Source organism: Novosphingobium kalidii (genome assembly GCF_040534015.1).
In the GTDB taxonomy this organism is placed as follows: domain Bacteria; phylum Pseudomonadota; class Alphaproteobacteria; order Sphingomonadales; family Sphingomonadaceae; genus Novosphingobium; species Novosphingobium kalidii.
In genome coordinates, this window is record NZ_JBEWLY010000013.1 from 608,102 (window position 1) to 633,615 (window position 25,514).

A 25,514-nucleotide genomic window follows, 5' to 3' on the forward strand; every position below is an offset into this window, starting at 1 on the left:
CGTGGTTTCTTTGATGAGGCAGGGTTGAGGAGGAGCGGCCACGCACCGCTCCTCCGCCTATCTCAGAAGCCGAAGCGCACGCCGGCACGGAAGTTGCGGCCGAGCACATCGTAGACCGTGCCGTTGACGCCGGTGTTGATGTGCACCGGCGCGATCGTCTGCGGCGTTACGCGCGGTGCCTGGTCGAACAGGTTCTCCACCGACAGGAACAGTGCCGGCTTACCCGGAAGGTCCTCGAACTCGTGGGTCAGCGTCAGGTCGGTGTAGTAGGCCGCCTTGACGTGGTTGTCGGCGATCGTGAACTGCCGGCTGTAGCGGCCTGCGCTGATGAACCGCTCGCGCAGGTTCAGCGAGGTTCCGCCGGCGCGGTAGTTCGCGTTCAGGGTGCCGCGCCACTTGGGCACCGCGGTGTTGTCCGAAAGCGTGTCGGCGTACTGGTAGACGGTGAAGCCGGTGTCGATATCGCGCCGCTTTACGTAGTTGGCGAGCACGCTCAGGCCCAGCCGACCGGGACCGACTTCGGCCGAGTAGCTGGCCTCGATGTCCACGCCCGTCGCCCGCTCGCTGCTGAAGTTGATCCCGGGCGTCAGGATCTCGGTGATCATGTTGGTGGACGGATCGCGGGTGATGTAGGGGCACAAGTCGGCGCTGCCGCCGAAGCAGCCGTCGATCAGGTTCTGCGAGTTCAGCGTGACGATCGCGTTGCTCAGCTTGATGTCGTAGTAATCGACCGAAAGCGACAGGCCGCGAAGCCACTCGGGCCGGTAGCCTACGCCGAACGAGAGCGTGTCGGCCCGCTCGGGCGTCAGTTCGCGGTTTCCGATGATGAAGACGCGGCCGGCGTAGCCGGTTCCCAGCACCGGATCTACGAAGGCGCTCGTGGTCGCCTGGCCGCCCTGGTACAGCTCGTTGAGGTTGGGCGCGCGGATGTCCCGCGAGCGGGTGCCGCGCAGGCGCAGTTCGCTCGTGACGTCCCAGGTGAGGCCGGCCTTCCAGGTGGTGACGCCGCCGCTCGGATCGTAGTCAGTGTAGCGCACCGCGCCGTTGAAGCTCACGTCGCGGAAGAAGCGAGTGTCCTTGAGCAGCGGCACGATGATCTCGGCAAAGCCCTCGCGCACGCTGATGTCGCCGGTGGAGGCCTTGTAGTTGCCGGTGAAGAACCCGGTCGCCTGCGAGATCGCGTCGGCGGTGGAGCGGTAGGTCTCCTTGCGGTACTCGGCACCAACGACGAGCGAGACCGGACCTGCCCAGGTCGAGAACGGCTCACCCGAGATCGAGCCGGACGCGACGTCCTGAGTGATCCGGACGTGCTGCTCGGCGGTCCCGGTGACGTAGGCGAAGGCCGCATCGGACGGCGCCGCCGACCCGAAGACGTTGAACGGCACGCAAGCCGCATCGTCATTCGCGGGACTGGCGTCCCCGTTTACGCCGCACACGATAGAGCCGCTTGAGAGCACCGCGTCGGTCGCTTTGTTGTAGGCGGCGACGATCGGGTTGCGCGCCGCGATCGAGGTGATCTTGGACACGCCACGCTCATAGTAGACGTCCCACTTCCAGCCGCCCAGGTCGCCCTTGAGGCCGCCGACGAAGCGGGTGAGGGCGCGGGTGTTGCGGCCTTCGATCTGACCGAACTTGTAGTTGCTGGTGCCCAGCGAGAAGCTGGTTTGCCCCGCCGCCTGGAGCGCGCGGCGCACCGCGGGGTCGAGGTAGGCGTTGTTGGCGCGGATCGTGACGTTGCCGAACCGGTTGTAGCTGACGCCGAGGTAGTTCGCCTCGCCGTGGCCGTAGCTTGCCTCGCCATAGGCTTGGATCGCGTCAGTCAGCTCGAACGAGGCGTGGCCGAACACGCTGTAGGTCTCGGTCGGGATCGCCAACTCGATGCGGCCGCCCTGGTCCTCGGCCGTGCCGCCGAGCGACTGCAGGTTGGCGGTGTAGCCGAAGTTGAACGGCGTGGGCGAGGCGAGCCCGTTTGCGCCGAACTGCGTACCGCGCAGCGGGCCCGAGGTGATCAGGCCATTGTCGGTGGCGGAGGCAAGGCCGACGTTGGGCGCGACGATGTATTGCGGCGCGCCGTTGGTGGCGGTGCGCCCCGGATTGGGGATGAGCTTGGAGCCATCATACCAGTCGCGGTCCCTTGCCTGCACGCGGCCGGACTTGGCATACTGGCCCGAGACGACGATGTGGCCGCGTCCGCCAGCGAAGGGCATGCCGCCGGTCAGCTCGAGGCGATAAGCGCTGCCGTCCCCCTTTTCGGTGACGCCGTAGTTCGCCTCGCCCTTGATGCCAGTGTACTTGTCATCAAGGATGAAGTTGACCACGCCCGCGACCGCGTCCGAGCCCCAGGCGGCGGAGGCGCCGCCGGTCACGACGTCGACACGCTGCACCATCGAGGTCGGCAGCGTATTCACGTCCACCGCGCCGGTGAGCGTGGACGGCACTACGCGGCGGCCGTCGAGCAGCACCAGCGTGCGGTTGACGCCGAGGTTGCGCAGGCTCAGCAAGTTCGACCCGGCGGTGCCGCCCGAGGTCGTGCCGTTGTTGTTACGCGGGCTGGTGGAGCCGACGAGCGCCGGCAGCTGGTTGACGTAGTCCGCGAGGCTGGCCGGGGCTGACTGCTGGATCTGGTCCAGCGAGATGACGGTGGTCGGCGTCGGCGCCGTGTAGCCTTCGCGGTTGGTACGCGTGGCGGTCACGATGATGTCGGAGACGGCGTCGGGTGTTTCCACGGTGCCGGTGTCTTCGCTGGCACTGCCGACATCGGATGTCTGCGCCAGGGCCGGCTGGCCAGTCAGGATCAATGCCAGCGCGGTGCTGGCGGCAAGATGCGCACGATGTGCCATAGATGATACTCCCCTGGTTGTTGTTGCTTGTCCTGCGATACGCGACTGCCGCGCGCTTGTTGTTGTGTCGGAGGGGCTCGCGGCAGGCCTTTCTGCCGCGAGCGGGTCAGCGCGCTGCGCTTACTTGGTGGCGTTCAAGTCGATGGTGGCTTGATCGCCATCGATCCGGAGCGTGGTTCCGAACGGCTGCGACAGCTGCGCCAGGCGCTCCAGCGTGTAGCGGGCCTGGTCGCTATTGGCGGGCGCTGGCATGCCGCGACGGGCGATGAAGCGGTCGTCCTCGTCACGCCCCTTGTCGATGGCGACGGGCTTGAAGCGGACGCCCTGGAGCTTGCGATCCTTGAAGTCGACGGTGGCGATCACGGAGCGCCAGACCATCGTCTCCTCGAAGCGCGGCGGGGTCGGTTCGAGCTGAAAGATGAAGTTGCCCAGGCCATAGAGGATGACCGCACCCTTGTAGACTTCCACCCCGTGCAGCAGCGGCGCGCCGTGCATCACCACGACGTTGGCGCCCGCATCGACTTCCTCGTGCGCGAACCGCTTGACCCAGTCGGACGGGTAGAGCCGTTCGGGCAGCTGCTCGTTCATCATCGTGAAGAACGGTGCGGAGGACTGGAACACGTGATTGTGGTGATAGGCGATCACCACGTCGGCCTTGCGCGCCGCCTTGCGGATCTGGCCCAAGATGCGCGCCTTGTCGTCGGCATCGGGCAGGCTGCGGTCGGCGACGCGCAGCTCGTTGATGCCGGGCTGCGCGGCTGTGGCGCCCGCACCCTTCGCAATTGAGCCCGAGGCGAGCGAGACCAGCGCCACGGTCCCATCAGGAGTCTTGAGGTAGGCCGGCGCCGCCGCTTGCTGCAGGTCCTTGCCGATGCCTGCGCCCGTCAGTCCGCGCGCTTTCATCGCCCTCATGGTGCTGAGGATGCCGGGGCCTTGCAGGTCCCAGGCGTGGTTGTTGGACAAGGCGAGCAAGTTGAAGCCCAAGTCCTTGAGCGCATCGAGGCTCGCGGCCGGCGCGGCGACCGCGGGGGAATGGAAACCCTCGCCGGTGAGAAAACCCTTGGCCTTGGCGCCCTCGATGGCGACCGCGCCCTCGAAGTTGGTGAACACCACGTCGCCTTTCAGCAGCGGCTTCACTGCAGCCACGGTCTCGGGCGAGGCGGTGCGGAAGTCGGTGTGGATCAGGGCTTGGCCGGTCAGCGCGATGCTGAGTTTCCCATCGGCCGGTGGAGCTTCGGCCCCGGCGCTTGCCGCACACATTGCGCCGGCGAGAGCGAAGGCGCTCAGGTGAAGCTTGCGAGTTCCGGACCGGCTGCAGCCCGAACACTTCCTTGGTGCAAACATACGCGCGATGCCCCTTTCGTTTGAATGAAAGGGCATGATGCGTAGAGCAGGAGGGATGCGCTATTCGCCAGGCGCGAATTGTGCAGCACGTGCAGAAAAGAAGAGAGTTCGAAAACGACCTTATTCGTCGTCGAGGTGGGCGATGACTTGGCGGAGCAACTTGTTGAGGGAGACGATGTCGGGGCCATCTGCGACAGCGAATACGCGCGAGAAGATCTTGCTGGCGGTCTGCCAGGCCAGCCGCCGCGCTTCCAGCCCCTGCTCGGTCAGGGACACTTCGGTGACGCGCCCGTCGCTGACGCGGGCGCTGCAGGCGACCAGGCCTTCGGCCTCCATGCGCTGGATCAGCTTCATCATCGTCGGCATCTTGACGATCGCCAGGTCGGCGATCTCGCTCACGCTGCGCGCGAAGCCCGGATGGATGCACATCAGCACGCGCCAGCGGCCGATGTCGAGATTGACCTTCTTCAAGCCGCGCTCGAGCTTGCTGAGATAGAGACCGGTCGCATGCGTCAGCCAGAAGAAAGGCCATTCGCGGGCATCGAACTCGGCACCGTCGGAGCCCGGGTCTAGGATGTTGCCGACGTCGCGCGCCTTCGCTTCCGCGCTGCGCTTCTTCTCCGCTTGTTTCATCTAAGCCAACCCATATGCGTATCCGCGATCGCGGTCGCGATGCTGAGCGGGCGTCTAGTCCTGAGATTAAGTGAAAAGTCAATCGAAGCCCTTGGCCGTCGCCTGATCTTGCATCTGCCTTTTGGTGCGTGGAATATCACGGCGACGTCAAGCGGCGGCATTTTGGGAGGTGGACAAGGCTGGTAGTCGCAGCACGTATCGCTCCGCACTAGTTGACAATTCAAGTGAAGCGTCTCAAGTTGATGTCATGTCGAGTCACGGCGCCCTTCACAGCACCTTTGTCTTTGGACGCGGCGCCATGCGCGTTGCCGTCAAGGACTGCATAGACATCGCCGGCCTGCCCACGCGGGGCGGCAGCCGGGCGCTGGAAGATGCGTCGGCCGCCCCGGTCAATGCCGCCGTGGTCGACGCGCTGCTCCATGCCGACTGCACCATCGTCGGTAAGGCCAACATGCACGAGCTGGCCTATGGCGTGACCGGGATCAATGCCTGGACGGGATCACCGGTCAATCCGCTGTTTCCCGACCGCGTGCCCGGCGGCTCTTCCAGCGGGTCGGCCGTCGCCGTGGCGGAGGGGATTGTCGAATTCGGTATCGGCACCGACACTGGGGGGTCGATCCGGACGCCAGCAGCCTGCTGCGCCGTGTTCGGCTTTAAGCCGACGTTCGGACGAGTTAGCCGCGAGGGCGCTTGGCCTCGCCGCTCGTCGCTGGACTGTATCGGGCCCTTCGCCCGTTCGATGGAGATGATCGAGGCGGCCATGGCGATCATCGCACCTGGCTACGAGCCGGTGCCCGACGTCGATCCGCGCTACGCCCTCGTTCGCGTCGCCGATGTCGATCCCGAGGTGCAGGCCGCTTTCGATGAGGCCCTGGCGGGCTTCGCGGCGCCTGCGGGCGTGCACATGCTGGAGAGCCTCGGCGAAGCGTTCGAGGCCAACATCGCCGTGATCGCCGCCGAGACGCACGCGGCTTTCGGCCATCTCGCCGGACGCGGCCTGCTCGGTGCCGATGTCGAGGCGCGTCTCACCGCCGCGGCTGCGGTCGGACCTGAGCGGCTGGCTTGGGCCGAAGAGGTGCGCGAGCGCTTCGGCCGTGAGGTCGATGCGCTGCTGCGCGATCATCACGTGCTCGTCCTGCCGACGATGCCATGCTTCCCGATCGCTTTGGCAGACGCCGGCAACGCTGCGGCTGCTTTGCGCATGACGGCGCTGGTGCGGCCATTCAATCTCTCGGGCCATCCGGCGCTGACGATTCCGGTCCGCAGCGGGCAAGGCTTGCCCGTCGGAATCCAGATTATCGGCCGGCGCGATCACGACGAGACCGTCTGCGCCATGGGTCGCATGCTCGCGCGCGAGCTGGGGGACAAGGTCGTCAGGACCAGAAAGGAAGAGGAACTGCGATGAGCGTTGTCGAGGCCATCAAGCCCATCGATCGTGCGGAGGCGCTCCAGTCGCTGCTGTCCGCGGCCCGCTCGAGGCATGCCGAGTTCGCGGCGCAGACGCACGTCAGCGCCGACGTGGTCGAGCTGATGAAGCAGGCCGGCGTGTTCCGCGCCATGGTCGCCAAGCGCTTCGGCGGCGACGAGATGCATCCGTCCGACTTCCTGCGTCTGATCGAGACAATCAGCCAGGCGGACGGCTCGACCGGCTGGGTCGCCAGTTTCGGCTTCTCCGCGGTCTATCTCAGCTCGCTGCCGCTGGCGACGCTCGAGGCGATGTACGCCAACGGACCCGACGTGGTCTTCGCCGGCGGCATCTTTCCGCCGCAGAAGGCGCTGCCGGTCGAGGGCGGCCTGGAAGTCTCCGGCCGCTGGTCGTGGGGCTCGGGCTCCATGGGGGCCGACCTGATCGGCGTCGGCATCAAGTTCGACGGCGCGGGCCCGACCGGCGGCCTGCCGCGGATCGCGGTGATGCCGGCCGAGAAGGTCCAGATCGTCGAGTGCTGGGACGTCATTGGCCTGCAGGGCACCGGCAGCCACGACATGGTCGTCGACAAGGTCGTCGTACCCGAGGAGTGGACTTTCGTTCGCGGCGGTCCGTCCAGCCTGGAGACGCCGCTCTACCGCTATCCCTCGATGCCGCTCGCGGCCCAGGTGCTCGCCGTCGTCGGCCTGGGCCTCGCCCGCGCCTCGCTCGACTGCCTGAACGAACTGGCCGGTGGACGCACATCAATCACCGGCGCCCCGACGCTGGCGGACCGCGCCTATGTGCAGGCGGATCTCGCCAAGGCGGAGGCGGCGCTGCGCTCCGCCCGGACGTTCTTCTATGAGACCACCGATGCGGCCTTCGCAATGCTGGAGAAGGGCGACGAGCTCGACGCCGAGGCCCGCTCGTTGCTGCGCCTGGCCTCGACCCATGCCGCCCATCTGGGTGCCGAGGTTACGCGCATCGTCTACCGGCTGAGCGGAACCACGGGCATCTCGGCAGGCCATCCGATCGCGCGCTATATGCAGGACGCGCAGATCGTGCCGCAGCACGCCTTCCTGTCGGACGGCACCTGGCAGAACGCCGGCAAGGTCCTGCTCGGCCTTGAAGCCGCCCCCGGTTTTCCCTGAGCGAGAGAGATTTGACGACCATGAGCGACACTCCCAAGAGCCTGCGCGTCCTGTTTTGCGGGGCCGTGCTGCAGAACTTCTTCGACCTGCCCTCGAGCGAGATCGGCAAGGTCTGGGCCGCGACCGGCGAGATGCTGAAGGGCATCCGCGACCTGCCGGGCGTCACCGTGCTGGGCACCATCGACGACGACGAGACGATGGTCGGCACTTCGCCCAACGGCTGGCCGTGGACCTTCTACATCCTCGCCGACGTGCCTTGCCGTGCCACCGCGGTCGCCGCCTGCAACCTGTTCCGCACGATCGAGATCGGCGAGCACCGCTTGTGGAAGTACATCCGCGTGGAAGCACGGATCGGCCGCGAACTGGTCATCCCCGCATGAGCTTGAACGGCGCGCTCGAGGGGATATCGGCGCGGCTGACGCGGCTCGAGGCCGCAGAGGCGGTGCGGCGTGTGGCGACGCGCTACTTCCGCCTTTGCGATACTTTGGGTCCGCAAACGCCGTTCGATGAACTGGGCGCGCTGTTCACCCGCGATGCCGTCTGGGAAGGCCGGGGCCGCTACCGCAAGGCTTTTGGTCAGCACGAGGGCCGCGAGGCGATCGTGGCGATGCTGGCGAGCTATGCCGAGCCGCAGCATTTCGCCCTGAACGCGCACTACCTTTCGTCCGAGGACATCGACGTCACCGGAGCCGCGACGGCGCGTGCAGGCTGGATGATGCTTCAGGTCTCCACCTACCGGGACGGCCGCTCGGACTTGCGCAGCGCGGCGCTGAGGCTCGACTTCGCGGTCGAGGACGGCGCTTGGCGCATCGCCCGCTTCGTGACCGAGAACATCTTTTCGCGCGATGTCGCGCCCTGGAATGACGAGGCGCCGATCTCGGTGCCGGAGCCGACAGAATAACCTGCCGTCATGGCAAAGACCCAAGAGGAGCAGCTATGAGCAACCATGACTACGCCACGCTCGTTCGCGAAGACAGGGTGCACACCTCGCTCTACCGCGACGCCGCCATCTTCGACGAGGAGATGGATCGCATTTTCAAGAACACCTGGGTCTGGGTCGCGCACGAAAGCGACCTGCCGGGCAAGAACACCTTCAAGACCTCGTGGGTCGGCCGCGAGGCGGTGATCGTCACGCGCGACCGCGACCTGAAGCTGCACGTCCTGCTCAACCGCTGCCGCCACCGGGCCGCCAGCGTCTGCGAGAAGAAGCAGGGCAAGGCTTCGGTCTTCGTGTGCCCCTATCACGGCTGGAGCTACGATCCCGACGGCCGCCTGCGCAAGGTGCCCCACGTCGCCGGTTATCCGGCCGACTTCGACACCAGCGAGTCCCCGTTGATCTCGCTGCGGGTCGAGACCTACCAGGGCATGATCTTCGCCACCTTCAACCAGGAAATCGAGCCGCTCGAAACCTTCCTGGGCCCTGCGCGCAAGTGGATCGACCTGTTTATGAAGCAGGGCGCGGGCTATGGCGTGAAGACCTTGGGCGAGCACAAGTTCCGTTTCCCCGGCAACTGGAAGATCCAGCTGGAGAACACCACCGACGCCTATCACTTCCCGATCGTCCACAAGACGTTCCTGGACTCGCTGGACGAGGATACCGAGAACGTGTTCGACGTGCTGGGGCAGGGCGGCTGGGTCGAGGACCTGGGCAACGGCCATTCGGTCATGGTGATGATCCCCGACCTGATCGACCTGGAAGACAATCTAGATGCGCCGATCCCCGAGCGTTTCGCCGAACTGGCGGACGAATTGCGCGCCGAGGGACACGACGATGCGACCGTGCGCAAGGTCGTCCGCGCGGTGGGCGGATCGGGCTTCAACCTGAACCTGTTCCCAAACGTCGCCTGCTCGATGGCGTTCTTCCGCGTGCTGCGCCCGGTCACCGTCGAGGAAACGGAGATCATGCACGTGGCCATCGGCATGGATGGCGGCCCGGCGGCGGGTAATCGCATGCGCCTGCGCCTGCACGAGCACTTCCAGGGGCCGATGGGCTTCGGCACGCCCGACGATGCAGAGGGCTGGGAACGCGTCCAGCGCGGCGCTGCCGCCGGGACGGATTTGTGGATCATGCTCAATCGCGGCGTCGAAGCGCCCGAGGGCGTGGCGGACGCCGGGCACAACGCGGGTGACGTCAGCGCCGAGACCGGCATGCGCGCGGCCTACCAGCAGTGGAAGAGGATGATGGCGGCATGAGCGTGCTCGAAGAGGTGAAGCCGATGGACGGTGCGGAGACGACGGTGCCCACTTTGGCCGAGGCGACGGCGTTCGTCTGGGGCGAGGCGGACATGCTCGACCGGCTGGACTACAAGCCCTGGCTCAAGCTGTGGAACATCACCGGCAAGTACATCATTCCGACGCTGTACGGGCAGGTGGACTACGCCGAGGTCCTGAACATTGTCTACGACGACCAGACCATGCGCGAGGCGCGGGTGAGGCGACTGCTATCCGGCTTCTCGATGTCCTCCGCTCCGCCGGCGCGCACCGTGCGCACGGTATCGCGGTTCGTGGTGACCACGGCAGGCGAGGGCTTCATCGAGCTGCGTGCGGCGCAGATGCTGGCCGAGTACAAGTACGGGCATATGCGCTTCCTGCCGGCCGACTTGCGCTTCCGCCTGGTGCGCGGGGCCGATGGCGGCCTGCTGATCGACGAGAAGGTCGTCACGCTGGTCAACGCCGAGGACTACCAGTTCGGCATCGGATACCTGCTGTGAGCGCTCGCACCGTCCTCGTCACCGGCGGCGCGCAAGGGCTGGGCGCTGCGCTCTCGGCCGCGTTCCACCGCGCCGGCTACCGGGTGGGCGTGTCCGACGTGAACGAGCAGGCGGCGCTGGACTGCGCGCAGGCACTCGATCCCAGCGGCCAGACGGCGATCGGTTTAGCGCTCGACGTGCGCAGCCAGGCCGGGTTCGAGGCCGCACGCGACCGCCTGGTCACGCGCTGGGGCTCGGTGGAGGTGCTGGTCAACAACGCGGTGGTCACCGTCGCGCGGCCGGTGCTGGAGATCGACCCCGACGAATTCGACCAGGTCATGCAGGTGAACCTGCGCGGCACGTTCGTTGGCTGCCAGGTGTTCGGCCGCTACTTCAAGGAGCGCGGGCACGGGCGGATCGTCAACATGGCCTCGCTCGCGGGGCAGAATGGCGGCACCGCCACCGGCGCGCACTACGCGGCGTCGAAAGGCGGGATCATCACGCTGACCAAGGTCTTCGCGCGTGACCTCGCGCCTTTCGGGATCACCGTGAACGGCATCGCACCCGGACCGCTCGACAGTCCGGCGGTGCATTCGCTGGTGCCCGCCGACAAGCTGGCCGGCATCGTCGCCGGCATTCCGGTGCAGCGGCTCGGCTCGCTCGACTACGTGGCCGACACCGCAGTGCATCTCGCGGGCGAGAACGCCTACTTCGCCAACGGCGCCACCTGGGACATCAACGGTGGCCTGCTGATGCGCTGAGGCGCGTCGCAGCTGATCAAGGAGGACACCCGTGCAGACCAGTACCATCGACAAGGCCCAGTTCCGCACGGCGATGTCGCGCCTGGGCGCGGCGGTGAACATCATCACCACCGCCGACGCGCAGGGCTGGCACGGCATGACCGCCTCAGCCGTCTGCAGCGTCTCGGACGAGCCCGCCTCGCTGCTGGTCTGCATCAACCGTGCGGCGCGTCTTCACGCGATGATTGTCCATAGCGGAACCTTGTGCGTCAACGTGCTGGCGGGGGCGCACGAGGCGTTGTCCGGCGTTTTCGCCAGCCGCGGCCTGACCATGGACGAGCGCTTTGCGCAGGCCGAATGGACACCGCTGCAGAGCGGCGCACCCGCGCTGGTTGGCGCGCTGTGCAACTTCGGGTGCCGGGTCGCTTCGGTGAGCGAAATGGGCACGCACAGCGTGTTCCTCTGCCAAGTCGAGGAACTGCGGGTGGATGGAGAGGGCGAGGCGCTGGTCTATTGCGGCCGCAATTACCACCACCTGCCCGTGGCGGTGGCGGCATGAGTGGGACGGACGCGCTCGCGCGGGCGCTGGTCGAGGCGCGGCGGACGGCTCGATCGCTGGCGGAGTGGCCGGGCACTCTGCCCGACACGCTGGAGGACGCGTATGCCGTCCAATTGGCCGCCATCGCGTTGTGGGATGACGATATCGCCGGCTGGAAGGTCGGCCGGCTCTCGCCCGATCTGGAGGCGCGCTACGGCGTGGACCGCTTCCTCGGGCCGGTGTTTGCCGCGGACATCGCCGTGGCGGCCGAAACCGCGGCTTTTGCGATGTTCGCCGGTGGATCGGCGGCGTTCGAGGCCGAGTACGTGGCCTTCGTAGGGCTGGATGGCGAGGGCGAGCCGACCATCGCGCGCGTGACCACCGGCATCGAGGTCGCGTCTAGCCCGGTGCTGCCGCTGCCGCGCCTCGGCTCGCTGGTCAGCGTCGCGGATCTAGGCAACAACGCGGGCCAGATCATCGGCGCACCCGTGCCGGTCGAGCGACTGGCCGATCCCGATGCGATCGGATGCGAGACGCAAGTGGGCGATCAGGCCAAAGTCGCCAAGTGTGCGTCGGCACTGCCCGGCGGGCCCTTGACCGCCTTCGCGTTCGCCGTGCGGCAGGCCGAGACGCTCGGCATGCCGCTCCGCGAGGGGCAGTTCGTCTCCACCGGCGCGGTCACCGGCATGCACGCCGTCGAACCCGGACAGCGCTGCACCGCCGACTTCGGTGAATTCGGAAGGATCGTGTGCGAAATCGTCGCGCGCGCGCCGGTTCGCGGGTGAGAGGACGCACGATGGCTGTGATAACTCAAGTCGAGACCTGCCTGGTCGACGTGCCCTGCATCCGCCCGCACGTGCTGGCAATGGCGACGATGAACGTCCAAACGCTGTGCCTGGTGCGCATCCGCTGCGACGACGGTATTCAAGGCATCGGCGAGGCGACGACCATCGGCGGCCTGACTTACGGTCCTGAGGCGCCCGAAAGCATCAAGCTGCTCATCGACACCTACTTCGCGCCGATCTTGGTAGGCCAGAATGCGACCCGCCCCGCAGTGCTGATGGCGAGCCTGTCGCGCTACATCGTCGGCAACCACTTTGCCAAGTGCGCGATCGAGACCGCGCTGCTCGATGCTCAGGGCAAGCGCGCCGGACTGCCGGTCAGCGAACTGCTCGGCGGGCGCGTCCAGGATCGCCTGCCGGTGCTGTGGACGCTGGCGAGTGGCGATACCGCCAAGGACATCGCCGAAGCCGAGGACATGATTGACCAGCGTCGGCACAACGCGTTCAAGCTCAAGATTGGCAAGCGCGCGATCGCTGAAGACGTCGCCCACGTCGCCGCGATCAAGCGCGCGCTGGGCGATCGCGCCTCAGTGCGCGTCGACGTCAACATGGCCTGGGACGAGACCGGCGCCAAGCGCGGCATCGCCATGCTGGCGGACGCGGGCTGCGATCTGGTGGAGCAGCCGATCCACCGCAGCAACCGGACCGGCATGGCCCGGCTGCGCGCCGGCGCGGCGATCCCGATCATGGCCGACGAGGCGCTGCAGGGTCCGTCGACCGCTTACGAGTTCACCGTCGACGCGGCAGCCGATATCTTCGCGGTCAAGATCGAGCAGTCCGGCGGCCTGGTTGCCGCGCGCGCGGTGCAGGCGATCGCCGATGCCGCTGGCGTCGCGCTTTACGGCGGCACGATGCTCGAGGCGGCGGTGGGCACCGTCGCTTCGGCGCAGGTCTTCGCCACGTTCCCGCAACTCGCGTTCGGTACCGAGCTGTTCGGCCCGCTGCTGCTCACCGAGGAGATCCTCGCCACCCCGCTCGACTATGCCGACTTCAGCCTGGGCGTGCCGACCGGGCCGGGGCTGGGCGTGATGCTCGACGAGGAGCGCGTGGCGTACTTGCGCCGCGACGCCGCCCGCAAGACCATCAGCATTCCTGCGAAAGAAGAGGCCTGATCCATGCTGTTCATGGTGGAAATGGACGTGAATATCCCACTCGACTTCGATCCCGCGGAAGCCGCCCGGATCAAGGCCGAGGAGAAGGCCTACGCCGCCAAGCTGCTGGCCGACGGCACCTGGCGCCACCTATGGCGCAAGGTCGGGCTTTATTCCAACGTCTCGATCTTCGACGTCGAGAGCAACGCGGCGCTGCATGATCTGCTGATGGGCCTTCCGCTCTATCCTTTCATGACGATGAAGGTGACGCCGCTGTGCCGTCACCCTTCCTCGATCCATGACGACGATCGCTAAGCCTAAAATAGAACACGGGAGAAACAGGACATGGACGCAAGCTTCGTAAAGACCGCCCCGATTCAGCAGTTGCTCGATCGCGCCTCGGGCGTGAACGAGAGCGGCGGCGACCCGCGCCTCAAGGCGATCATGCGCGACGTGATCGAGAGCACGATGGAGGTCATCGTGCGCCACGACGTGTCGGAGAGCGAGTTCTGGCTGGCGATGAAGTACCTGGCTGACAGCTCGGGCGAGATCGGCTTGATCGTACCTGGCATCGGCCTGGAGCACTTCCTCGATCTCTACCTCGACGCCAAGGATGCCGAGGCCGGCCTCACCGGCGGCACGCCGCGCACCATCGAAGGTCCGTTGTATGTCGAAGGCGCGCCGTTGGTGGAGGGCAACGTCAACCTCAGCACCGATCCCGACGAGGGCACGCAAGTGCTGCACATGACCGGCACCGTGACCGGCCCAGACGGCGAGCCGGTCGAGAACGCCATCCTTCACGTGTGGCACGCGAACTCGAAAGGCTGGTACTCGCACTTCGATCCCACCAGCGAGCAGACGCCGTTCAACAATCGCCGGCGCATCAAGCTGGGCAGCGACGGGCGCTACGCGTTCCATTCCAAGATGCCGAGCGGCTACTCGGTGCCGCCGCAGGGCGCGACCGACCAGCTGATGCAGGCGCTCGGCCGCCACGGCAATCGTCCGGCCCACGTGCACTTCTTCATCGAGGCGCCCGGCTATCGCACGCTGACGACGCAGATCAACTTCGGCGACGATCCCTTCGCCGCGGACGACTTCGCCTTCGGCACCCGCGAGGGCCTGCTGCCGGTGCCGAGCCGCCAAGGCGACAGCGCCTACATTGCTTTCGACTTCCAGCTGCAGCGTGCGGGTGCGGCAGGTGGCGAGGAATTCTCCTCGCGCCACCGTGCCTCTGCCGAGCCGGCCGCTGAGAACGCCTGAGCGGGAGCGTCCATGTCCAAGATCTACGATAGCCCTCGGGGCGCACTTGAAGGGCTGCTGTTCGATGGGATGACCATCATGTCCGGCGGGTTCGGGCTCTCGGGCAATCCCGAGAGCCTGATCCCGGAGATTCGCGAGGCGGGCGTGCGCGACCTGACGGTGATCTCCAACAATGCGGGCGCGGACGGTTTCGGGCTGTGGATGCTGTTGGAGAGCCGGCAGGTGCGCAAGATGATCTCGTCCTACGTGGGCGAGAACAAGCTGTTTGAGCAGCAGTACCTCTCGGGCGAACTGGAGCTGGAGCTGAACCCGCAGGGCACGCTTGCCGAGCGCATCCGCGCAGGCGGCGCGGGCATCCCGGCGTTCTACACCCGAACGGGCGTGGGCACCCTGGTGGCCGAGGGCAAGCCGGTCGAGGTGTTCGAGGGCGAGGAATACGTGCGCGAGACCTGGCTGCGTGCGGACTTGTCGATCGTGAAGGCGTGGCGGGCCGATCCGGCCGGCAACCTGATGTTCCGCAAGACGGCGCGCAACTTCAACCCCAACATGGCGACCGCCGGCAAGGTGACCGTGGTCGAGGTGGAGGAGATCGTGCCCGAGGGCACCTTCGATCCCGACTGCATCCACACGCCCGGCATCTACGTCAACCGGGTGGTGCTCTCCACCGTCAACGAAAAGCGTATCGAGAAGCGCACCGTGCGCCAGAAGGAAGCCGTCTGATGCCCCAGGATGCCAAGGGTTGGACCCGAGACGAGATGGCGGCGCGCGCGGCGCGGGAACTGCGCGACGGCTACTACGTGAACCTGGGCATCGGCATTCCCACGCTGGTCGCCAACTCCGTGCCGGAGGGCGTGAACGTGACGCTGCAGAGCGAGAACGGCATGCTCGGCATCGGTCCGTTTCCCTACGACGAGGACGTCGACCCCGACCTCATCAATGCCGGCAAGCAGACGATCACGGCGCTGCCGACGTCGAGCTTCTTCTCCTCGGCGGACAGCTTCGCGATGATCCGCGGCGGCCACATCGACATGGCGGTGCTGGGGGCGATGGAGGTCTCGGTGCGCGGTGATCTCGCCAATTGGACGATCCCGGGCAAGATGGTGAAAGGGATGGGCGGGGCGATGGACCTCGTAGCCGGGGTCAAGCGCGTGGTCGTGGTGATGGATCACGTGTCGAAAAACGGCAGCCCCAAGATTCTGCCCGAGTGCACCCTGCCGCTCACCGGCAAGGCCTGTGTCAACCTCATCGTCACCGACCTTGCGGTGATCGCGGTGGACCGCATGATCGGCGGCCTCACGCTGGTCGAACTGGCGCCCGGCGTGAGCGAGGCCGAAGTAATCGAGAAGACCGGCGCGCCGCTCACGGTAGCGCTCGGTGAGGCTGTGGCCTGATGCCGTTCCTGCACATCGACGGCGCCCGCCTCTACTGGAAGCGCGACGGGCGTGACGAGGCGCCTGCTCTGGTGCTGCTCAACTCCATCGGCACCGACATGGATTTGTGGGACGCGGTACTGCCGGATCTGCGCGCGCGCTTCGCGATCCTGCGCCTCGACGCACGCGGGCACGGCGCCTCCACCGGCGAGCCGGGAGACCTCTCGCTGGCGAGGCTGGCTGACGACGCGGTGGTGGTGGCCGATGCGGCGGGCCTCGCGCGGTTCTCGCTGGCGGGCGTGTCGCTGGGCGGGATGATCGGCATGGAACTGGCGCTGCGCGCGCCCGCGCGGCTGGACAAGCTCGCGCTTGTCTGCACTTCGGCGACGATGGACCCGGCGGCCTGGAGCGACCGCGTGAACAAGGTCCGGAGCGAGGGCATGGCTTCGATCGCCGACCTGGCGGTTTGCCGGTTCCTCTCCGACGCGGCCGAGCCGGGCTTGCGCGAGAGCGTGCGCCGCCAGCTCGTTGCCATGGATGCGGAGGGCTACGCCGCTGCCGGCGCCGCGATCCGCGACATGGATCTGGCCGATCGCATCGCTGGCATCGCTGTACCGACGCTGGTGGTCACCGGCACCCGCGACACCTCCACCCCGTTCGATGGCCACGGCGAGCACTTGCTTGGCCACATTCCCGGCGCGCGCCACGTCTCGCTGGAGGCGGCGCACCTTGCCCCGCTCGAAGCGCCCGAGGCGCTGGCACACGCGCTCACCGCATTCCTGGAAAGCTGACGAGACCATGGTTGAAGCCTTCATCTGCGACGCGGTGCGTACCCCCATCGGCAAGCTCAACGGTGCGCTCTCGACCGTGCGCGCTGACGATCTCGCCGCGCTGCCGCTCAAGGCCTTGATGGCGCGCAACCCGGATGCGGACTGGGGCGCGCTCGACGACGTGATCCTGGGCTGCGCGAACCAGGCCGGCGAGGACAACCGCAACGTCGCGAGGATGGCGGCGCTGCTGGCCGGCATGCCCGACAGCGTTCCCGGCATCACCGTCAACCGCCTGTGCGCCTCGGGCCTCAGCGCCGTGGGCATGGCGGCGCAGGCGATCCGTAGCGGCGATGCGGACTTCCTCGTCGCGGGAGGCGCCGAGAGCATGACCCGCGCGCCCTACGTGATGGGCAAGGCCGCCAACGCGTTCGGCCGCGACCAGAAGATTGAGGACACGACACTGGGCTGGCGCTTCGTCAACCCGGCGATGAAGGCGGCGTATGGTGTCGATACGATGCCGCAGACCGGCGAGAACGTGGCCGAGCAGTGGCAGGTCTCGCGCGAGGACCAGGATCGCTTCGCGCTCGCCAGCCAGGAGAAGGCCGCGCGTGCGCAGGCCAGCGGCCGGTTCGCGGCCGAGATCGCCCCGGTGCCGGTCCCGCAGCGCAAAGGCGATCCGATCGTGTTCGAACATGACGAGCATCTGCGCGCGACGAGCCTGGAAGCGCTCGGCAAGCTGAAGCCCGTGGTGAAGCCGGACGGCACCGTCACGGCCGGCAACGCGTCGGGCCTCAACGACGGCGCTGCGGCCATGATCGTCGCCTCCGAGGACGCTGCGCGCAAGCACGGCCTGACCCCTCGCGCCCGCATCATCGGCATGGCGGCTGCCGGCATCGCCCCGCGTATCATGGGCGTCGGCCCGATCGAAGCGGCGCGCAAGGTGTTGGCTCGCCACAAGCTCGTCACCGACAAGCTCGACGTGATTGAACTGAACGAGGCCTTCGCAAGTCAGGCAATAGCTACCCTGCGGGACTTGAGCGTCAATCCTGATGACCCCCGCGTCAATCCTAGCGGAGGCGCCATCGCGCTTGGGCATCCGCTCGGCATGTCGGGCGCACGAATCGCCATGTCAGCGACGGAGCAACTGCAGCGAACGGGTGGCCGGTACGCTCTGACGTTTTTGTGCATCGGCGTAGGCCAGGGGCTCGCCCTCCTCTTGGAGCGAGTTTGATGAAAAAATCAGATGTCGTCATTGTGGGAGCGGGCCATGCGGGCCCGCAGGCTGCCATCGCGCTCAGGCAGAACGGTTTCGCCGGCACGGTCACGGTGATCGGGCGCGAGCCGGAGTTTCCCTACGAGCGGCCGCCGCTTTCCAAGGAGTATTTCGCCCGCGAGAAAGCGTTCGACCGCCTCTACATTCGGCCGCCGACGTTCTGGGCGGAAAAGGATATCCACTTCGACCTTGAGGTGGAGGTGACCCAGGTCGACGCGCAGGCGCATGAAGTGACTTTGTCGAACGGCCGGTCGCTCGGCTACGGCAAGCTGATCTGGGCGGCAGGCGGTGACCCAAGGCGACTGTCGTGCTCGGGCGCCGAGCTTATCGGCGTCCACGCGGTCCGCACGCGGCAGGACTGCGACACGCTGATGGCCGAAATCGATGACGGCATCCGCGACTTTGTCGTGATCGGCGGCGGCTACATCGGGCTGGAGGCCGCAGCGGTGCTCAGCAAGATGGACTGCAAGGTCACGCTGCTCGAAGCGCTGCCACGGGTGCTGGCGCGCGTGGCGGGTGAGGAGCTCTCGGCTTTCTACCAGAAGGAGCATCGCGATCACGGCGTCGACTTGCGCACCGGCGTCGGGGTCGACTGCATCGTCGGTGATGGCCGCAAGGTTACCGGCGTGAGGCTTGCCGATGGCGAAGAGGTCGCGGCTCAGGCGGTGATCGTTGGGATCGGCATCGTGCCTTCGGTGGGCCCACTGATCCTGGCTGGAGCGGCGGGCGCGAACGGCGTCTACGTCGATGCTTTTTGCCGCACGTCGCTGCCAGACGTTTACGCCGTGGGCGACTGTGCCGCCTTTGCCTGCGACTATGCCGGGGGCACCGTGATGCGAGTCGAGTCGGTTCAGAACGCGAACGACATGGCATCCTGCGTGGCCAGGGCGATCTGCGGTGACGAGAAGCCCTACAAGGCGTTCCCATGGTTCTGGTCGAACCAGTACGATCTCAAGCTGCAGACCGCAGGCATCAACGTCGGATATGACGAGGCGGTGGTGCGTGGTGATTCGGAAGCTCGATCGTTCAGCGTCGTCTACCTCAAGGAGGGTCGCGTCCTCGCACTCGATTGCGTCAACTCGGTGAAGGACTACGTACACGGCCGCAAGCTTGTCGAGAACCGCACCCGGCCTGACCTGGCCAAATTACGCGATGCCGGCAAGCCGCTGAAGGAGCTGCTCTAGGCGAGGTTAAGGCGTGATTGCTCCAGGGTACCGGCGCGCCTGATCGGCTTCGTGCCCGTGTCAGATCAGTCGCTTGCGCTGCCAAGTCGATGGAGGCCGCAAACTGCTGGCCAAGCGCGATCTCGGAGGTGCGGTGCAGGCGCTGATGGATCATGTCGGCTGGAGTGCCGAAGACGTACGGAGGCTTTTCCGCGCTACGCCACGACTGAGTGCTTTTTCATGTCCCTCCGGGGAGCCCAGTCGTTGTTTCGCGCCTGATTGAAGGCTGACAGATCCGCGGTGCCAGTCTGCGAGCGACCCAGGTACTACTCCCTCAGGCTGCCTTCATTCCTTCGGCCAGCGCTGCTCCACTCTCGTCCTTAAGGGCGAGTTCGCGCAAGTGGCGGATCGCTTCGGACGAGAGCGGCCTGGCGGCATGCAGGTCCATGATCTTCCGGAAATTGCCGAGCCCGCGCTCGAAAGTGTCGCCGTACCCTTTGAGCAAGCGCTGGCAGCGCGCGATTTCGGTGGCAAGCGACAGGTCTGATGCGCCTCGCGGCGAATGGCATCGAGCCAGACCTCGATTCGCTCCTGTTCCTCCACGTAGCGCAGCGAACGAGGGCGCAGCCCGCGCATCGCGGCGACCGCGCGCAGCATCAGGAACCACCGCAGGCTGGTCGTTTCGACATGGCGGCTCTCGCCGAAATTACCCGCAACAGTGCGCGGCGATGCTGCGGACAAACTGTCCTGCCCTGCCGGCGGTGCCTGGATCCGGCCGTGCGCACCGCGCTTCTGGCAGCGGGCCAGACCTCGTTCAATCTCGGCACCAGCAACCAGAAATTCGGCCAGGTCGAGGGGCGCAACGTGCGCGAGCTGGAACGCTACCTGGGAGGCGCCAAGGGCGAGATCGGCGGCTGGAAGTGGAACGCCTACTACCAGCATGGCATTTCCACCATCCTGTCGCAGGCTGCAAACAATTCGATCGTCGCCAACTACAACCGCGCTACAAACGCCGTCCGCCGGCCCAACGGCTCGATCGTTTGTGCGGTCAATGCCGACGCATCCACGGCGAACGACGATGCCGCGTGGGCGCCGCTGAATCCGTTCGGTCAGGTAGCAGCGTCCGATGCTTCGCGCGCGTATGTTTTCGGGACCGCGGAGCAGGAGATCACCATCAAGCAGGACGTCGTCTCCGGATCAGTGTCCGGTGAGCCGTTCTCGACATGGGCCGGCCCGGTCTCACTCGTCCTCGGCGCCGAATACCGCAAGGAAACCTTCAACGCGACGGCCGACGCGCTTTCGCTCGCCAATGGATTCTTCACCGGCAACTATAAGGGCTCCAGCGGCGAGGTCTCGGTCAAGGAGACTTTCGGCGAGGTCATCGTTCCGCTTCTGGTCGACAAGGCCTACGCCAAGGAACTCAGCTTCAACGGAGCCTTGCGCTATACCGATTACCGCCTGAGCGGTGGTGTCACCACCTGGAAAGCGGGTCTGACCTGGGAACTCGACGGCGGGATTCGTTTCCGCGGCATGCGCTCACGCGATATCCGCGCGCCAAACCTCAATGAGCTTTTCCAGGGCGGCCAGGCCACGACCACCGCGATTTCCGATCCGGTGACCCGGACTTAGTACGCCACGCTGCTGCTCGTGGTCGGCAACCAGAACCTGGTTCCCGAGCGGGCCGACACGACGTCCTTCGGCGTCGGCTACCGTCCTTCCTGGCTTCCGGGTCTGTCGCTGTCGGTCGATTACTACGACATCAAGATCAAGGACGCGATCGTAAGCTGGGCAGGCCAGAACCTGATCACCGGCTGCGCCCAGGGCTCGACGGAACTGTGCCAGTACATCACCCGTGACGCGACGTCGGACGTCATCACGCAGATCCTGACGCCGGGCATCAACTTCAGCCGCGAGCGTACGACCGGGGTCGACATCGAGGCCGGATACAACCACAGGTTGGGCAACGGCAATCTCGCGGTCTCGGCGCTGGCGAACTTCGTCAAGCGTCGCGACATCGACACCGGCTTCACCGTCCTGCGCTACGCGGGCACGCTGTCGGACAACACCGGCGTTCCCAGCTGGCGCGGGCAGTTGAACGCGACCTACACCATCAACGGCACTTCACTAAACGTGCGCGAGCGCTTCATCGGCGCGGGCAAGTACTCCAAGCAGTTCACGATCGCCGACAATCACGTCGACGCCGCCTACTACACCGACGTGACGCTGACGCAGCGGATCGAGGACGTGGCGGGCAAGCCGGCGCTGTACGTCGCGGTGTCAAACCTGTTCGACCAGGCGCCACGCGTCACGCCCCAGACGATCTCGCCAATCCACATCAACAGCGGCGTAAACGGCACCCTGTACGATGTGCTGGGCCGGACCTTCCGGGTCGGCTTCCGGTTCGACATCTAGGCTGTCATGTGAGGACGGGGTACGCCGCTGCGGTGCACCCCGTCGGTAATGCGCTGCGCGACAGCAACTGTTCGGCTTTCTGCAAGGCAAGGACGGTGGCGCGTGTTGAGACGGACACGACTGGCCCTAAGCGCCGCTAGCTGCCTGACGATGCTGGCGACCGCCGCTCTGGGGCCAGGCGACGCAGGCAGGTCCACAGGTCGACCGCACCGCTCTCCCGATTGCCGCCAGGCCCTTCGGCGGCACCATCGCGCACACTGCCAAGGAGCCCGTCCGCGACTGGCCGCGACGGGCACGCGCTCCCGCGCGCGCGCCCAACGTGCTGCTGATCATGACCGACGACGTCGGCTACGGCGCGAGTTCCACCTTCGGTGGGCCCGTCCCCGCGCCGGCCCGGGACTGGCTGGCCAAGGCCGGGGTCCGCTTCTCGAACTCCCATACGATGGCCATGTGCTCGCCCACCAGGGCTGCACTGTTAACGGGCCGGAACCGGATGGGCGGCGGCGGGCTCTGTCAAGCCGTGCCCGGGTTCGTGCAGGACCCGGGAACGGCGCCCTCGGTCGGCGTCTATTTCGGTGATGTCGTGGCTCCGCGCGGGGCCTCGAACAATGTGCCTGTCGGTGACGGCGCCGGCCCCGGCGCGTTTTTCGATCTGTCCAACGTCCAGGTCCTCAAAGGGCCTCAAGGTACGCTGCAAGGGCGTAACACGACCGGCGGCGCGGTCCTCCTCGTGCCGCAAAAACCTGTGCCCCGGTTCGAGGCCTTCGCCGAGGGCTCGCTAGGCAACTTCGACATGAGGCGCCTTCAGGCTGTTGTGAACCTCCCCGTCCTCGACACCTTGAGCATACGTGTGGGCGTGGATCGCCAGACCCGTGACGGCTACCTGCGGAACAACAGCGGGATTGGGCCGCGCGACTTCGGGGACGTCGATTACACGGCTGTGCGCTTCAGCGCCGTCGCCGATCTGACGCCCGATCTCGAAAACTACATGATCGTCTCTTATAGCTCGTCGAACACCCACGGGACCTTCCAGAAGCTCATCGACGTCGATCAGGCTAACTTCCTTGGGCTGTTCGTGGGGCCGCAGCTCGCTACGCAAGGGAAGGGATTCTATGATGCGTGGCAGGAGACAGCCGACCCGTATTCCAAGCTAGAGCAATGGCAGGTCATCAACACGACAACCTGGCGTGCCAGCGACACGCTGACGATCAAGAACATCTCAAGCTATGCAGAACTACGTAACAAGCTCCAGTCATCGCTGTTCGGGACAAACCTAGATACGGCGAACGTCGGCGCACCCGCCGGACAATTCGCCTTCGCGAGCGTCAATCCGATCCCGGCAGGCGCCACTGGTAACCAGTCAACATTCACCGAGGAACTGCAGTTTCAGGGCAGCGGTCTGTCCGACAGGTTGACCTACCAGGCGGGAGCCTATTTGGAAATCAGCAAGCCGCTAGGGCTTTCAGGGTCGCAATCTCCCGTCTACGCAAACTGCAGCGATATCGCGAACCTAGTATGCACCTCGCCTCTGTCTCTCCTTGGCGCGCCGGGCCTCCCCTCGGGCGTTATCAACTATACCAGCACCAAAACATCATTCCGTGACGTGGGCTTGTATTCGCAAATCACCTACAAGCTTACCGAAAAGATCGCGTTAAATGCCGGCGCTCGCTATACGTGGGATTCGGCATCCAATCAAAGCCAACTGATCACGTTCACCGGTTTCCCGGCCCTAGGATACGGTAACCCTACTGACCTTTACTGCAGCAATCCCGCCACGACCAACTCTGGTACGGTCACGCTGGCGGGCTTCGATCCGCTGAAGGACTGCCGTATCAATCTCAGGCAGAAGTCGAGTGCGCCGACCTGGCTGATCGGTTTCGACTACAAGCCGCTTCCCGACATCATGATATACGCCAAGTATGCCCGGGGTTATCGTACGGGCACCGTGGCGCCGACCGTGCCGGCCGGCTTTAATTCCATAGAACCGGAGAAGGTCGATACGTTTGAAATCGGTTCCAAGACCAGTTTCAGCGGTGCGGTCCGCGGTTCCTTCAACGTCGCTGCGCTCTACAACAATTTCAGTAATCAACAAATTCAGCTGGACTTTTTCCCGAGCGGGATTCCCGGCGCGCCTGTGGTATGGCCAACTACTGCTCCGGCGAATGCGGGTAAGTCCCGTATCTGGGGCGTCGAGGTTGATGGCTCTATCGAACCGTTCGACGGGTTCACGATCAGCGGTGCCTATGCTTATTTAAACACTGAGATTCGTTCGACGCGCACATTCGTATCGGACGGCGCGGCGACGGGGTACATTATCTTCGGACAAGCTGGAGCGGGAGATCCGCTTCAGCTTTCGCCTAAGAACAAGTATTCGGTGACCGCCAGTTACGAGCTGCCCGTCAATGAAAGCCTGGGTGCGATCAGTCTTGGTGCGACGTTCACGCACACCGATAGCTCTCTTGGCAACTACTCGAGCCGGTTCTACGTCGGCGTGGCGGGCTCGGACCCTCAGACCGTGGAGCAGTTCCGCCAATTGAGCTACCTGCCATCGTCGGACCTTCTCAATCTGAATGTCAGCTGGAACGGCGTTGCAGGTTCGCCGGTGGATCTTGCAGCGTTTGTTACGAACGTCACGAAGGAGAAGTACTATACTTCGCTTCCAGGCGTGGGCGGGACTGGCCTTATCGTGGTGTCAGTCGGCGAGCCAAGGATGTATGGAATGCGCCTCAAGGTTCGCTTCGGAAAGTGATCGAGTTCTGCACATGGAGACACCCGGCTAGGGGGGGCGGGCTTGTCCCACCGAAGTGCTCCCATGTTGATGGACCGACATGGCAATGCCTTTCGGAAGGCCCACAGCCATTGAGTCTAATCCATCGCCGTCTCCAATCGATGCTGGCCCGGCCCAAAATCGAGATCTCGCTCGATGTTTTTTGGGGCGATTAAATCTCTTGTGATCAACGAATCGAGCACGTTTAGTCAGACGTCCGCGATCCCGGCCGATAACCCGAGATGATGCAACGGCTCACGACCGCGCTAGGTAATTCCCGGTGTAGTAAGGAACGACCGCTTCAGGCAACGTCAGCCATTCAGCATGCCACGTTCGAACGGCAGCAAAGTCCCACGACGCGGCGTTCCGCTTCCGGCGGCACCCGACCAGTTCAAGCCATTCCGAGGCTGGTGCGTGAATGACCGGTTGTCCCAGAAGCCGGCACTAACGGATTTCACCTGTTTGTCGCCACCCCCCTGCCTCTTTCCCAAAAAGGATGGTGTTGTGGGAATGGCCGGTGCCAGCAGCCAGGCTAGACGACGACTTCAAGCGGTGATTGCTACCTCCAGCGCCAGCGGGACAGGATGCAAACTGCAGCGATGTCGAAGGCCGCCGGGAGGGAGGTTAAGGTCTATATTTCGGTGTTTTCCGCAGTCGACAGCAACTTGGCCAGAAGCTGGCTGAGTTGCTCTTGCTCGCGCGCATCCAGACCACTGACAATGCTGTGTTGATTGGCGACATGCAGGCCGATGATCGTGTCGATCAAGCGCAGCCCACCGACCGTCAATGCCACCAGGGTCCCGCGCTTGTCGGCAGGGTTAGGCCGGCGCTCGACCAGCCCGACCTTCTCTAGCCCGTCGATGCGGTTGGTCATGCTGCCCGAGGAGATCATTGCCGCCTCGTAGAGGTCAGTCGGTGTCAGCGCATAGGGCGCTCCGCTGCGCCGCAAGGTCGCCAGGACATCGAATTCACCGGGCTGCAATCCATGCTCCGCAAAGAGCGGGTTGAGGCGGTTGCGCGCCGTCTTCAGCGCCGCCTCCGCCAGACGGCCCAGCAGGACCATCGGCTTGGTATCGAGATCCGGTCGTTCCTGCGCCCATTGGCCTGCCGCCTGCTCTGCTCTGTCCATCATCGCCCACTATCTTGACGCAGAGATATACGCCTCTACGTAGAGATACATATCAGAGTCAATCCTGACCGCAAGCGCTGTCGCACCTTCGGAGTA

General features: G+C 65.5%; 22 protein-coding genes and 2 pseudogenes. 19 read left to right on the forward strand and 5 right to left on the reverse strand.

The genetic code is table 11. The annotated features are described in order from the left end of the window. Positions 1-62: 62 nt before the first annotated feature. From ABVV53_RS09665 to ABVV53_RS09675, 3 genes are all read right to left on the reverse strand, one after another. The gene (locus ABVV53_RS09665) at positions 63-2,840 is read right to left on the reverse strand and encodes a TonB-dependent receptor plug domain-containing protein (protein ID WP_353984163.1); all 2,778 of its coding nucleotides are present in this window, start codon (positions 2,838-2,840) and stop codon (positions 63-65) included. A gap of 120 nt (positions 2,841-2,960) precedes the next feature. Further along, positions 2,961-4,220: a CapA family protein gene (locus ABVV53_RS09670; RefSeq protein WP_353984164.1), complete on the reverse strand. Its 1,260-nt coding sequence runs from the start codon at positions 4,218-4,220 to the stop codon at positions 2,961-2,963. An 84-nt stretch (positions 4,221-4,304) separates the two neighbouring features. Then, positions 4,305-4,817 (reverse strand): MarR family winged helix-turn-helix transcriptional regulator, encoded by a 513-nt coding sequence (locus ABVV53_RS09675; protein ID WP_353984165.1) that lies wholly within the window; start codon positions 4,815-4,817, stop codon positions 4,305-4,307. Positions 4,818-5,115: 298 nt separating this feature from the next. Between ABVV53_RS09675 and ABVV53_RS09680 the strand changes: the two genes are divergently transcribed. From ABVV53_RS09680 to ABVV53_RS09760, 17 genes are read left to right on the forward strand one after another with little or no spacing between them, the layout of a single operon-like run. Next, complete coding sequence (locus ABVV53_RS09680; protein WP_353984166.1) at positions 5,116-6,222, forward strand: amidase; 1,107 nt, start codon at positions 5,116-5,118, stop codon at positions 6,220-6,222. Further along, entirely contained in the window at positions 6,219-7,373 is a 1,155-nt protein-coding gene (locus ABVV53_RS09685; protein WP_353984167.1) for an acyl-CoA dehydrogenase family protein, read from the forward strand. Before ABVV53_RS09680 ends, ABVV53_RS09685 begins: the two co-directional genes overlap by 4 nt. Before the next feature lie 20 nt (positions 7,374-7,393). Beyond that, entirely contained in the window at positions 7,394-7,753 is a 360-nt protein-coding gene (locus ABVV53_RS09690; protein ID WP_353984168.1) for a hypothetical protein, read from the forward strand. Next, entirely contained in the window at positions 7,750-8,274 is a 525-nt protein-coding gene (locus ABVV53_RS09695; protein WP_353984169.1) for a nuclear transport factor 2 family protein, read from the forward strand. The genes ABVV53_RS09690 and ABVV53_RS09695 overlap by 4 nt, the downstream gene beginning before the upstream one ends. A 35-nt stretch (positions 8,275-8,309) precedes the next feature. Next, complete coding sequence (locus tag ABVV53_RS09700; protein ID WP_353984170.1) at positions 8,310-9,566, forward strand: aromatic ring-hydroxylating oxygenase subunit alpha; 1,257 nt, start codon at positions 8,310-8,312, stop codon at positions 9,564-9,566. Then, positions 9,563-10,084 (forward strand): aromatic-ring-hydroxylating dioxygenase subunit beta, encoded by a 522-nt coding sequence (locus tag ABVV53_RS09705; protein ID WP_353984171.1) that lies wholly within the window; start codon positions 9,563-9,565, stop codon positions 10,082-10,084. The genes ABVV53_RS09700 and ABVV53_RS09705 overlap by 4 nt, the downstream gene beginning before the upstream one ends. Further along, a complete protein-coding gene (locus ABVV53_RS09710) occupies positions 10,081-10,824 on the forward strand; it encodes an SDR family NAD(P)-dependent oxidoreductase (RefSeq protein ID WP_353984172.1) in 744 nt (247 codons plus the stop codon). The genes ABVV53_RS09705 and ABVV53_RS09710 overlap by 4 nt, the downstream gene beginning before the upstream one ends. Positions 10,825-10,855: 31 nt before the next feature. Continuing rightward, positions 10,856-11,362, forward strand: coding sequence for a flavin reductase (locus tag ABVV53_RS09715; protein ID WP_353984173.1), 507 nt, complete (start codon positions 10,856-10,858; stop codon positions 11,360-11,362). Further along, positions 11,359-12,126 carry a 2-keto-4-pentenoate hydratase gene (locus ABVV53_RS09720; protein WP_353984174.1) on the forward strand — a complete coding sequence of 256 codons (768 nt, stop codon included), beginning with the start codon at positions 11,359-11,361 and terminating at the stop codon, positions 12,124-12,126. Before ABVV53_RS09715 ends, ABVV53_RS09720 begins: the two co-directional genes overlap by 4 nt. An 11-nt stretch (positions 12,127-12,137) precedes the next feature. Then, entirely contained in the window at positions 12,138-13,295 is a 1,158-nt protein-coding gene (locus tag ABVV53_RS09725; RefSeq protein ID WP_353984175.1) for a muconate/chloromuconate family cycloisomerase, read from the forward strand. A gap of 3 nt (positions 13,296-13,298) precedes the next feature. Next, positions 13,299-13,589, forward strand: coding sequence for a muconolactone Delta-isomerase (gene catC / locus ABVV53_RS09730; RefSeq protein WP_353984176.1), 291 nt, complete (start codon positions 13,299-13,301; stop codon positions 13,587-13,589). 30 nt (positions 13,590-13,619) lie between these two features. Continuing rightward, positions 13,620-14,534, forward strand: coding sequence for a dioxygenase family protein (locus ABVV53_RS09735; RefSeq protein ID WP_353984177.1), 915 nt, complete (start codon positions 13,620-13,622; stop codon positions 14,532-14,534). 12 nt (positions 14,535-14,546) lie between these two features. Next, the gene (locus ABVV53_RS09740) at positions 14,547-15,254 is read left to right on the forward strand and encodes a CoA transferase subunit A (RefSeq protein WP_353984178.1); all 708 of its coding nucleotides are present in this window, start codon (positions 14,547-14,549) and stop codon (positions 15,252-15,254) included. Next, the gene (locus ABVV53_RS09745) at positions 15,254-15,925 is read left to right on the forward strand and encodes a 3-oxoacid CoA-transferase subunit B (RefSeq protein WP_353984179.1); all 672 of its coding nucleotides are present in this window, start codon (positions 15,254-15,256) and stop codon (positions 15,923-15,925) included. Before ABVV53_RS09740 ends, ABVV53_RS09745 begins: the two co-directional genes overlap by 1 nt. Continuing rightward, complete coding sequence (locus ABVV53_RS09750; protein ID WP_353984181.1) at positions 15,925-16,695, forward strand: alpha/beta fold hydrolase; 771 nt, start codon at positions 15,925-15,927, stop codon at positions 16,693-16,695. Before ABVV53_RS09745 ends, ABVV53_RS09750 begins: the two co-directional genes overlap by 1 nt. A gap of 7 nt (positions 16,696-16,702) precedes the next feature. Further along, positions 16,703-17,905 carry a 3-oxoadipyl-CoA thiolase gene (gene pcaF, locus ABVV53_RS09755; RefSeq protein WP_353984182.1) on the forward strand — a complete coding sequence of 401 codons (1,203 nt, stop codon included), beginning with the start codon at positions 16,703-16,705 and terminating at the stop codon, positions 17,903-17,905. Beyond that, positions 17,905-19,131, forward strand: a complete 1,227-nt coding sequence (locus tag ABVV53_RS09760; RefSeq protein WP_353984183.1) for an NAD(P)/FAD-dependent oxidoreductase — start codon at positions 17,905-17,907, stop codon at positions 19,129-19,131. The genes pcaF and ABVV53_RS09760 overlap by 1 nt, the downstream gene beginning before the upstream one ends. A 591-nt stretch (positions 19,132-19,722) precedes the next feature. On the opposite strand, the pseudogene ABVV53_RS09765 reads toward ABVV53_RS09760, so the two are convergent. Beyond that, positions 19,723-19,851 (reverse strand): annotated as a pseudogene (locus ABVV53_RS09765) (hypothetical protein); the annotation flags it as partial. Between ABVV53_RS09765 and ABVV53_RS09770 the strand changes: the two are divergent. Together ABVV53_RS09770 and ABVV53_RS09775 are read left to right on the forward strand one after the other, a co-directional pair. Continuing rightward, positions 19,798-21,522: pseudogene (locus ABVV53_RS09770) on the forward strand (TonB-dependent receptor domain-containing protein). The pseudogenes ABVV53_RS09765 and ABVV53_RS09770 sit on opposite strands and share 54 nt — an antisense overlap. Before the next feature lie 319 nt (positions 21,523-21,841). Then, positions 21,842-24,271 carry a TonB-dependent receptor domain-containing protein gene (locus tag ABVV53_RS09775; protein WP_353984185.1) on the forward strand — a complete coding sequence of 810 codons (2,430 nt, stop codon included), beginning with the start codon at positions 21,842-21,844 and terminating at the stop codon, positions 24,269-24,271. Between the two features lie 649 nt (positions 24,272-24,920). On the opposite strand, the gene ABVV53_RS09780 is transcribed toward ABVV53_RS09775, so the two are convergent. Beyond that, complete coding sequence (locus tag ABVV53_RS09780; RefSeq protein WP_353984186.1) at positions 24,921-25,421, reverse strand: MarR family winged helix-turn-helix transcriptional regulator; 501 nt, start codon at positions 25,419-25,421, stop codon at positions 24,921-24,923. Positions 25,422-25,514: the final 93 nt, after the last annotated feature.